This is a genomic window from Kribbella sp. NPDC104740 (assembly GCF_055583505.1).
This window is the reverse complement of the sequence record NZ_JBVJNV010000002.1, coordinates 1,398,505-1,408,671: the sequence shown is the minus strand read 5'-3', so window position 1 is coordinate 1,408,671 and position 10,167 is coordinate 1,398,505. Positions and strand designations below refer to the sequence as shown.

Here is a 10,167-nt window from a genome sequence, read left to right as displayed (position 1 = left end):
CCAGTAGACCACTGGGTTGATAGGCCAGAGGTGGAAGCGCCGTAAGGTGTGGAGCTGACTGGTACTAATAGGCCGAGGGCTTGTCTCAACACCACCCTCGGGTGGTCATACATAGAGACCTTATTGCTGCGTAACGATGTTCGCGTTCACTGTACGGTTCCCGGAATACGGTCAACCCCCAACCAGATCGATTGTGGTTGTGTGTGTGGTTGGTTGATATTTCTATAGAGTTACGGTGACCATAGCGTCGGGGAAACACCCAGTCTCCATTCCGAACCTGGAAGTTAAGCCCTTCAGCGCCGATGGTACTGCGACCGGGAGGTCGTGGGAGAGTAGGACGTCGCCGGACATTCACACTGTTAAGGGCCACCCCACACCGGGGTGGCCCTTAACATTTCCCCAGGACTTTTCGTCAGCAGATCGATTGAGCGGTCGGCCTACAGGCCGGCCGCTTTCGTGCGTTCAGAGGTCTTCGGGGGTGATGCCCACGAGGGCGGCCGCGGCGCAGATGTGCACCGGGGAGAGGTCGATCGGGGCTACCGGGGCCTGGAGAAGAGTGCCGCGTTCGAACGGGGTCAGGTCGATGTCGATGCCGTGGGCGCCGGCGACCATGCCGCGGACGTAGGTCAGCCAGCCCATCGTGGGGATTCCGCGGCGGAACAGGCCGGCGGAGGTCGCGAGCTCGGTGTCGGCGATGCTCGCCCACTCCGGCTCCCAGATGGTGACTACCGCACGGAGCACCTGAGCGAAGCGCTCTGACTGGATGAGAGCTTCTTCGTCGCTCCAGTGAAGGGTCAGCTGGTCCGACGCGGTGGTCAGGGTGCTGCCCATGGAGAGATCGAAGAGCCACGGGAGGTCGCCGGTGCTCTGCAGGTGGAGTCTGGTGGTGCTGGAACCGTTCGAGAGGACCTTCGTGGTGGCCTCGACCATCTCCTCGAGGGGAGTGGTGCCGTCGGCTTCCAGCACGTGGTAGCCCCAGCGCTCGTCCTGAGTCCAGGCGTGGACGTCAGGGAAGGCCACGGCGACTGCGGTGAGTGTTCGGCCGACGCGGAGAGCGCGCTGCTCGACGGACTCGTCGCGGTGCGACCACTGGGCGCGCAGAAGCCAGGTTGCCATTCACGCCCTCCGATCGGTTACCGGCTGGAGTTGCCCCACGGACGGTACGCCGCGTGATGACGGGTTGGCCAGATGTGAGCGGTGGGAGCGGGGGAGAACCCCGTTCGGCAGACGCGTCACGGGTCTAGTTTGCCGGATCGGGGGATCGGTCCAGACCATCGGGGTGGGTTTTCGGAGGATCGCGGTGGAATCGGGTGGTGGTGGGGGCGCCTTGGTCGGGTGGGTGAGGTGGGTCGGAGGGGAGCCGTGGGACGTTGTTTCGCAGCCGCAGCCGCAGCCGCAGCCGCAGCCGCAGCCGCAGCCGCAGCCGCAGCCGCAGCCGGGTCTCGGTCGACGGCCGGATCCGACAGGCTCTCGGGCCAGCGTGGGCTGGGGAGGTGGGGATGCGGCCGGTGGGGTTGCCTGGGGTGAGGTTGCTGCGGCCGGGAGTAGAAGGGGGACGGAGAGGTGGGGACGGTGGTGATGGGGCTCGGCGGAGCCGGAGCCGGAGGCGGGCCTCGGGGTGCGGGGTGGGCGTGGGGTTAGTGCGGTGCCCTGGATGGTGGAGGCGCTGGGCTAGGGAGGTGGGATGCGGCCGGTGAGGTTGTTCGGGGTGAGGGCGCTGCGGCCGGGAGGAGAAGGAGAGACGGGCGCTGGGGACGGCGTTACTGGCTCGGCGGAGGGCGGGGCTTGGAGGGTGCGTGGGGCTTGGCGCTGCGCTGGGAGTGGTGGAGGCAGTTGGGCTGGGGAGGTGGGGGTGCGGCCGGTGAGGTTGCCTGGGGTGAGGTCGCTGCGGCCGGGAGGAGAGGGAGAGACGGGGGAGGTGGGGGCTGGCCGAGGCATTGCTCGGCCGAGGTGGGCCTGCGGGGGCTCGGCCCGGCGGAGGTGGGTTGGCTGAGGCGTGGCTCGATACAGGTGGGGGTCACGCAGGTGTGGTCCGGTGCACGTGGGGGTCACGCGGGCGTGGCTCTGTACAGGTGGGCGAACCGGCGCGTGGCGTGGCGGTGGTGAGGCCTGCGGAGAGTCGGGCCGGTGGAGGTGAGGCTGGCCGGGGCGTGGCACGGCAGAGGCGTGTCTTGGCTTGGCGGGGGTGGCGCTCGGCGGAGGGCTCGCGGAAGCGGGCTTGGGATGTGCTGGGCGCCCGGGTGGGTGCCCTTGAAGTGAGCGGAGGCCCCGGTGGGCTTGGGGTGAGCGGAGGCCTGGGTGGGCTTGGGGTGTGGTGGGCGCCCACGAACGTGGCCCTTGGGGGAGGGGGCTTGGGTGGGTGGCCTTGGTGGGCAGTTGGTGGACGCGCCTGTGGTTGGTTACTGGGTGTCGAGGGTGGGGGTCGGCAGGTCGAGGGCGGGGGCGGGGCCTCGGTAGGAGTCGAGCCAGGTTCGGAGGAGTTCTACTCGGGCTGCGTAGTCTTCGTTGCCTTTGACGACGGGGGACTGGTTGTAGGGCATGGTGTCGGAGCTTCGGCGGAGTTTTACGTACAGGCGGGAGGAGGCCAGGGCGTAGCGTTCCATGTCGTCCTGGAGGGCGCCGATGACGGTGATGTTGCGGTCTCGGCCGATTTGTTCGAAGAGGGCTACGGCCTCGCGGCGGTGCTGGGAGCCCAGGTTGCGGCCCAGTTCGTCGAGGATGAGGAGTAGGGGGCGGTCGCTGCCGCCGGCCAGGGCGGCGGCGCAGACGAGCTTGACGGCCTTTTCGTCCATTTGGGCGGTGTTGCCCTTGACGTTGAAGGCGGAGAACGGGCCACCCTCGGAGCGGCGCCACTTGGGGGTGACGGTCCAGCGCCAGGGCTTGTCGGGCTCGGACGGCGGGTCGGGCTCGGGGAACTCGAGCTTGGCGCCGTAGCCGCCGTACGCCTGGTCGAGGCGGTCGAACTCGTTCGAGACGAGGCGCAGGCGGGACTTGATGCCGTCGGCCAGGGACGCGCGGTGGGCGCGGGCGGTGCTTTCGGCCTCGCCGAGGCCCTCGCGGGCGCGTTCCAGGGCGGCGTTGCGTTCGGCGCGCTGGCTGGCGATTTGTTGTTGCTGGAGGCTGTCGAAAGTCTCGTGCTGGGCGAGGTGGCTCGCGAGCGTGCGCTGCAGCGCGGGGACCAGGCCTACGCGCGTACCGAGGGTGCCGGTCGACCAGCCGTCGGCGCCGTTGAGGATCTCCCACAGCTCGGACGGGATCTCCTCCCGGGAGCGTGCGTTCGGGAAGCAGCGGCGGATGACGTCGTCGAGCTGCGTTGAGGTCTGGTGGTTCCAGTCGGCCGTCGTACGGCGCTGGGTATCGGCGGGGAGGGCGAGGAGGAACTCGGACGCCTCGTCGGCGGTGCCGCCCCAGGCCGTCGTACGGGAGACGAGGTCGAGGCCGGTCTGCTCCTCGAGGAGGACCAGGCGGCGGCCGCCGAGTTCGTCGAGGAGGCGATCGTGCTCGCGGCGGGTCGCTTCGAGGTTCTTCAGGCGCTCGTCGCGGACCAGTTGCTGGCCGGCGGCTGCCTCGGCGGACTCCTTCGCGGCCTGGAGCTGGGGAGCTAGCAGGTCGCGGTCGGACTCGTGGCGGTCGTTCTCCTCGCGCAGGGCGAGCATCTGCTCCTGCAGGTCGGAGGCGGTACCGAGTGCGCGGGCGGCCGCCGTACGGCGTTCGGCCTGCTGGACGCGGGAGCGGGCCTGCTCGAGGGCGGCCGCGGCGTCGGTGCGGGCCTCGACGGCCGACTCCAGGCGGCGGCGGGCCGCCTCGATGCGGGCGGTGCGGCCGGTGATCGGCTCGTCGTGCTGGCCGACGGAGAGGACTCCGGCGGGGTCGTCGATGAACTCCTTCGAGGCGCGCTCGGCGAGCGTGGCGAAGAAGGTGTCGAGGGAGAAGCGCGAGTCGGCGGAGGTGGGGCCGCCTGGTTCGCGCGTGCTGGATCCGGACTTGCGGGCCTTGGCCGCTGCGGCGGAGGCCGAGGCGGCAGACGCGTCGGTGTCCGGGGCGGACGCGGTCGGGGCGCTGTCGCCGGGGCGGTTGGCGAGGATGAGGAGGAAGCCTGGATAGCCGGCGTCGGCCAGGGCTGTGGCGGCGAGGGTGGCGTCGTCTGCGTTGACGACGACGGCTTCGCTGTACGGCGCGAGGCGCGGCTCCCACTCGGCGCGGGCCGCGGTGGGGAGCTCGGTGATGTCGGTGAGGGCGCCGCAGGCGATGCCGGCGTTCTCCAGTACCTGCTGCTGAGGGGCCGAGACGGTCTGGCCGCTCTCGGCCTCGCGGAGGTCGGCGGTTGCTTGGTCGACCGTGAGCCGGGCCGCGTGGTCGCGGCCGATGTGCTCCTCCAGTACGGCGCGCGCCTCGTCCTGCTCGGTCAGCGCGACGTCCAGCTCACGGCCGTCGGCGGAGCGACCGGCGTCGACCAGGCGGCGGTGCTCCTGGCCGAGGCGCTCCAGCTGTTCGCGGACAGAGCGCTGCGCGAGGTCTAGCTCGCGGTCGCGGGCGTCGAGCTTGTCGCGCTCCTGGCGGGTCAGCTGCACGTCGCGGAGGAGGTTCTCCTCGCTGCCGAACGCGTCGATCTCGCTGTCGACCGCCTCGCGGCGTGCCTCCTGCTCGGCGACGCGCTCGTCGAGCGTGGCCAGCTCCTGCAGGATCTCGGTGTTGCGGGCGTCGCCGTCGACCAGGTGCCGGGCGCAGCGCGCCAGCCAGGACTCCTTGGCTGCTGCCAGCGCTGAGCGGGCTGCTGCTCGCTGCAGGATGCCCGCCTCGACGGTGGCCATCTCCTGCTCCCAGCGCTGCAGGTCAGCGGCCGCCTGCTTCGTCGCCTCGCGCTGGGTGTGTTCGGCGGAGCGGTGCGCCTGCTCCTGCTCCAGCTCGTGGTCGAGGCCGGTGAGCGTGGCGATCGCGTTGAAGATGCGGGCGGGACCTAGCTCGTTCAGGGGCTCGGCGAGGAGGTTCGCGGTCGGGCTGGAGCGGACCGACGTCGACAGGAACGAGACACAGCGGACCTGGCCGCCGTACAGGACCTGGGAGAGCTTGTTCGCGTGGTAGTCGGTGCGGCCGTTGGAGTGCGGGAGGGCGGCCCAGAGGGCGTCCGCGCCGGCGGCGCGCTCGGACTCGGTCGCGCCGTACGGGACGTGCAGGCCGTTCTTCCAGCGGAGATCGAGGTACGACGCCTTGCGGTTGATGCGGATCCAGACGGTGATCGCGGCCGCTTCGATCTCGGCGAGGTCGGTCAGGTCGGGGTCGGAGAAGACGCCGACGATGTAGCCGCGGTCGACGTTCGACCAGTTGCCTTCCTGGCCGGCTGCCTCGGCAGTGAAGAGGAGCTCGGCGGCGCCGGGGGCGCCGCTGGTGAGGCGCCACTGGTCGTCGGCGTGGAGGAGGGAGAGGGCGGCGATCCAGGAGGACTTGCCGGCGCCGTTGGAGTCGACCGGGCCTTGGCCGGCGACAGTGACGAGGCCTTGGCCGACCATCGGGATCGGGTGGGTGGAGAGGCGGGAGAGGTCGACGACCTGTACACCGAGGAGGACCTTCGAGCCGAGGATGTCGAAGGCGCCGTCGGCGGGGGAGTCGGGGGTGCGGCGGGGTTTGGGTTTGGGGTCGCCGGGGGCGTCTGCGGCGGGGGTGTCGGAGTCTGTCGCGTCCGCGGGAGTGGTGGCGGCGGTGGACTTGGTCGCCTTCGGCTTCGCGCGGGTGGGCTTGGGGCTCGCGTCGGTGCTGGACTCGGCGGGGGTGCTGGAGTTGATGGGAGCGCTGGGCTCTGGGGGCGCGGAGACAGAGGTCTCCGCGGTCGCTGCGTCCGGGGTGGTCGCGGAGGTAGGTGTGTCCGTGGCCGCGGTTTCCTGGAGGGTGACTGTCGCGGACAGGGTCGTCGCCGAGGCAGGCGTGTCCGTGGCCGCGGTGTCCGCGGCGGCGGGTGCTGCGTCCGACGTGTTCGCCGACGCGGTGCTTGGTGTTGCCTTCTTCGAGCGCTTGGACGACGCGGGCGGCGCGGCTGCCTTCGGGGATTCCTTCGGCTGCTCGGGCTGGGGTGGGGTCATGCCGGTGCCTCGTCTTCGGTGATGCCTTTGCGGGCTCGGATGGCTTCCGCGATCGGGCTGGCTGGGGCGGCCGCGAGGATCAGCTGGTCCTGGAGGCGGCGGCGGGCGGCCGGGGTGAGTCGTTGGAGTTGGGGGCCGGGGATGTAGCTCGGGCCGCCGGAGTGGTCGCCGGAGAGTTGGATCAGGCCGGCGGCGCGGAGTCTCTGGAGAGCCAGGCGGCGTTCTTCGCCGCTGATCTTCGTGGTTCGGAGCTCGTCGACGGTGGTGGGGCGGGCTGATTTCCAGCTGTCGCCGGTGAGGATGCCTTCGCTGCGGGGGATCGCCACCGAGTGGACCAAGACGAGGACCAGTACGGCGCGGTCGACCGCTGAAAGTGGTTGCCAGCCTTGGGCGGTGAGGGTTTCGGCGACGTCGTCGGCGTAGCCGGAGGTCCAGTGGGTGCCGTCGACCTTCACCAGGACTCGGCCGATCAGGGTCAGCATCTTCTGGACCTGGCGGCGGAGGGTGACGTCGCGAAGGCCGGGGAGCTGGACTTCGGCGACCGGGTTGGCGGCGTACTGCACTGCGCTGAAGGCGGCCAGGACCTCGTCGCGGGAGCGGTCGCTGAGGTCGCGCAGGATCGGGTCGAAGAGGGCGTGCTGGTCAGTCAACGGAGTCCTCCGGGGAGGAGGGCTCAGACGAATTGTTGTCTGGAGTTGAAGCCTCGTCTTCCGACGGCAGCGGATCCGCCGGTGTCTCCGGCCTCCGCTCAACCAGTACGGCGGCCGGCGGGTCCGGCAGCACCCGGCAGATCTCTCGCAGCGTCGCCAGGTCGCTCACCCCCCACGTGATCGTCCGCGGCCCGAGCCGGACCTCGCCGTTCTTCTCGTCCCACAGGATCCACTGCGTCGCGGCCAACCGGCGCAGGCTCCCGATGATCAGCGTCAGGTCGCTCGACTGCTCAGGCCGACCACGCATCCCGGCGTACACAGCCTTGATCTGAGTCAACGTCCCAACGACACCAGGCCACGCCGATGCATCGCGCTCGGCCCAGCAGCAGGCGACGCAGATCGACAGCACCCGCGCCGTCTCGTTCGGCATCTCCACCGCGACCGGCGGAGCGCCGAGCTCTTCCAGCACGCGGTGACCAGCGCCTTCAGGAAGCATCGGCAGGACCCAAACACCGGAGCCGTCAGGCTCGACAGCACGCGCCAGACCGGCGACCGCAGGCGTGTCCACATCGACCTTCAGAGCGCCACCCGACTGCACCTTCGCCCACCACAGCGCGTTGTATACCCGCCCGTTCTCCACGACCTCCGACGTCATCGGACCACCCGCCGGAACACGCCCTCGGTCGCCCACGGCGTCCCGGCCGACGGATCGATCCGCATCCCGTCCGACCACACCAGCTCGTAGTCCAGCTCGTCATGCAGGTGCGCCGCGGTCAGCTCCGCGAGCACGCGCCGCGCGGTCACCCAGTCCCCGGCGTCGTCGACCACGGCAACGATGTCCACGCTCGACCGCCCGGCCAGCACCCGCTCGGCCTCCGCGCGCAGATCCTCCCGGTCCGTCGCGGCCGCCGACTCAGGCGCCTCGGTCTCCCCCGAAGGCCGCGGCGGAGCCATCCGCGCCGACCCCGTACGCCGACCCGTCTCGACCGCCTCGAGCATCGTCTCCGGCGAGAAGTCCGGCGCGGCGGCGTCGAACAGCAGCCCATCCAGTACGCCGGCCAACACCTCCGTCTCGCTACCCCGCGTGAACGACAGCCACGTCTCGATCGGCAGCAACCCCAGCGCCCGCGTCGTCCCGGCCCGCTCGACCAGCCGCCCGGCAGCGAGCTGCACAGCGTCGGCGTACGCCGCCAGCGCCATCCGCAGCTGGGTGCAGTCGCGGTGCAGCGACGGCCAGCGCTCGAGGACGGTCCGGTGCACCTTCTCGGCCTGCTCGATCAGCCGCTCGTTCCCCCAGGCGAGCTGCGCGTTCTCGCGCAGCTGCGCCGTCGTACTGGTCGAGACCAGGATGGCCAGCTCGTTCCCGAGCAGGCGGAAGACCTTCGTCAGCCGCAGGATCGACGCCTGGCCCTCGTCCTGCGTGGCGCGCGGGTCGCTGACGCTGTGCGCCTCGAGCGTGAGCAGCTGGTGCAGCTCGCCCTGGCCGCCCTGGACCGACATCCGGCGCAGGAACATCAGCATCACGTACGGCGCGAACGCCGCGCGGTGGCGCAGCTCGTTGGGCCGGTCGACGAGCTTGGTGATGGCGCCGTACTGGCGCAGCACCTCGAAGCGGCGGACGACCAGGTCGTGCGGGAACGCGCGGCAGGCCTGGGTCGCCTGCTCGACGGTCATCCCGTCGCTGCCGGCCTCGGCGAACGCGTCCAGGATCGCCTGGTCGACGTCGAGCAGCTCCGGGTCGACGATCATCGCGCCGGCCTCGCGGGCGAGCACGGCGAACACCTGCCGGTACACCCGCAGCACCGCGGCTTCCGCCTCGGCGTCCAGCAAAGTGGCGTCCATCGCACCTCCTCCCGTAGGTCTCCGCCCCTGTTCGGCGACCAGACAACGGACTCTAGCGACCGGGGGCACCAGACCGAAAACCGACTGACCGGCATCTTGTGGACAACCCGCCCGCCCACCGAAGCCACGCCCCGGGGAGAATTGGCCCGGTCGTCGCCGAACAGGGAGAGTCGCCGTGCCGTTCGTACCGGGTGAAGTCGTCGCGCCGGGGGATCCGCGGATCCTGCTGGAGGGCCAGTGGGGTCACCAGCCGGGCCTGGCCGTGACCGTGAACACCGGGTCGCGGATGGCGTTCGGCTTCAGCGGGACCGGGCTGCAGGTGCTGTTCGACACCGACGGCCTCGAGGTCGCGCCGCACCTGTGGGTGACCGTGGACGACAACGAGCCGGTCCTGCACCTGATCGAGGAGCCGGTGCTGCAGCTGGACGTCGAGGACGGCCGGCACACGGTCGAGCTCGTGGTGAAGGACGTCAACGAGTTCGTGAACCGCTGGGAGCCGCCGTTCGCGTGCGCGGTGAGCTTCGCCGGTCTGGTCCTGAACGACCGGTCGACGCTGCGGCTCGGTGCGCAGCCGGGCGGTCCGCGGTTCGAGTTCTACGGCGACTCGATCACGCAGGGCGTCCGCGCGCTGAGCGAGGACCCGGAGTCGGCCGGCGCCGACGGGACACGCGCGTTCGCGTACCTGACCGCCCGCGCGTTCGGCGCGACGGCGTACCAGGTCGGCTTCGGGCGCCAAGGCGTCGTCAAGCCCGGCAACGGCGGTGTCCCGGCCGGTCCGGAGTCGTTCGGCTGGAACTTCGCCGGCTCCCGCGCGCTCCGGATCGCCGCCCCGGACCTGGTCGTGCTCAACCTCGGCGTCAACGACGACACGCTCACCCCCGACCAGTACGCCGACTACGTCCGCGTCGTCCGGACGGCGTACCCGACCAGCACGATCGTTGCCCTGAGCCCCTTCAGCGGCAAGTACGCCGCCGAGATCGAGACCGGCGTGAAGTCGCTCGACGACGCGGCCGTGCACTACGTCTCGACCACCGGCTGGATCACCGAGGCCGACTGCACCGACGGCCTGCACCCGTCGGTCGCCGGTCACGCCGCGATCGCCGACCGCCTGATCCCCGTCCTGGAGGAGCTCACCGGTCTCCGGCGTCGCTGAGCGACCGCGGGTCCGCCGCCGGGGGACCGGTCAGCGTCCAGTCGCCGAAGTGCTCGGCGAACAGGTACCACAGCCCGTCCCGCCCGAGCCGCAGCTGCCGCCGCCCTGAGGTCACCCGGTTCCTGTCGACCCGGGGCGCGTCGGCCCAAGCAGGCCCGCGGCTAGCGCCCGCCAGCCGACCACTGTCGGCCTCCGCAGCCGCCAGCGCGGCCTCGCCCTCAGCCAGCGCTCCCGGCTCCGGTGTGAACGCCTCGGCAGCCACCGCGAGCCCACCGGCTCCGCCCTCACGCCAGGCAACCGCCCAGCTCGTCAGCTTCCGCGACGACATCCCGGCGCGATGCGCCAGGTCAGCGAGCGCCGCCCGGCCGAGCACCTCTGCCGCCCGCCGAGCCAAGTCCTGCTCAAAACTCAGCGACAACCCGCCGTCCCCATCTCCAACAGCCAGCTC

General features: G+C 71.0%; 7 protein-coding genes and 2 rRNA genes. 3 read left to right on the top strand and 6 right to left on the bottom strand.

The features are described from left to right. Positions 1–88, top strand: a 23S ribosomal RNA gene (locus tag ACZ6Z4_RS16090); the annotation flags it as partial. A 143-nt stretch (positions 89–231) separates the two neighbouring features. Next, positions 232–349 (top strand): 5S ribosomal RNA (gene rrf, locus ACZ6Z4_RS16085). Positions 350–462: 113 nt separating this feature from the next. Here the strand turns inward: rrf and ACZ6Z4_RS16080 are convergent. The 5 genes from ACZ6Z4_RS16080 to ACZ6Z4_RS16060 form a co-directional block, all read right to left on the bottom strand. Then, positions 463–1,116 (bottom strand): hypothetical protein, encoded by a 654-nt coding sequence (locus ACZ6Z4_RS16080; protein WP_465563737.1) that lies wholly within the window; start codon positions 1,114–1,116, stop codon positions 463–465. A gap of 1,283 nt (positions 1,117–2,399) precedes the next feature. Next, complete coding sequence (locus ACZ6Z4_RS16075; protein WP_465563731.1) at positions 2,400–6,074, bottom strand: coiled-coil domain-containing protein; 3,675 nt, start codon at positions 6,072–6,074, stop codon at positions 2,400–2,402. Next, positions 6,071–6,724, bottom strand: a complete 654-nt coding sequence (locus tag ACZ6Z4_RS16070) for a hypothetical protein (RefSeq protein WP_465563727.1) — start codon at positions 6,722–6,724, stop codon at positions 6,071–6,073. Before ACZ6Z4_RS16070 ends, ACZ6Z4_RS16075 begins: the two co-directional genes overlap by 4 nt. Then, the gene (locus ACZ6Z4_RS16065; protein ID WP_465563724.1) at positions 6,717–7,379 is read right to left on the bottom strand and encodes a hypothetical protein; all 663 of its coding nucleotides are present in this window, start codon (positions 7,377–7,379) and stop codon (positions 6,717–6,719) included. Before ACZ6Z4_RS16065 ends, ACZ6Z4_RS16070 begins: the two co-directional genes overlap by 8 nt. Then, positions 7,376–8,566, bottom strand: coding sequence for a hypothetical protein (locus ACZ6Z4_RS16060; RefSeq protein ID WP_465563719.1), 1,191 nt, complete (start codon positions 8,564–8,566; stop codon positions 7,376–7,378). The genes ACZ6Z4_RS16065 and ACZ6Z4_RS16060 overlap by 4 nt, the downstream gene beginning before the upstream one ends. A gap of 175 nt (positions 8,567–8,741) precedes the next feature. On the opposite strand from ACZ6Z4_RS16060, the gene ACZ6Z4_RS16055 reads away from it, so the two are divergent. Continuing rightward, a complete protein-coding gene (locus tag ACZ6Z4_RS16055; RefSeq protein ID WP_465563717.1) occupies positions 8,742–9,719 on the top strand; it encodes a GDSL-type esterase/lipase family protein in 978 nt (325 codons plus the stop codon). Here the strand turns inward: ACZ6Z4_RS16055 and ACZ6Z4_RS16050 are convergent. Beyond that, positions 9,697–10,137, bottom strand: a complete 441-nt coding sequence (locus ACZ6Z4_RS16050; RefSeq protein WP_465563713.1) for a hypothetical protein — start codon at positions 10,135–10,137, stop codon at positions 9,697–9,699. The genes ACZ6Z4_RS16055 and ACZ6Z4_RS16050 overlap by 23 nt on opposite strands. Positions 10,138–10,167 lie beyond the last annotated feature (30 nt).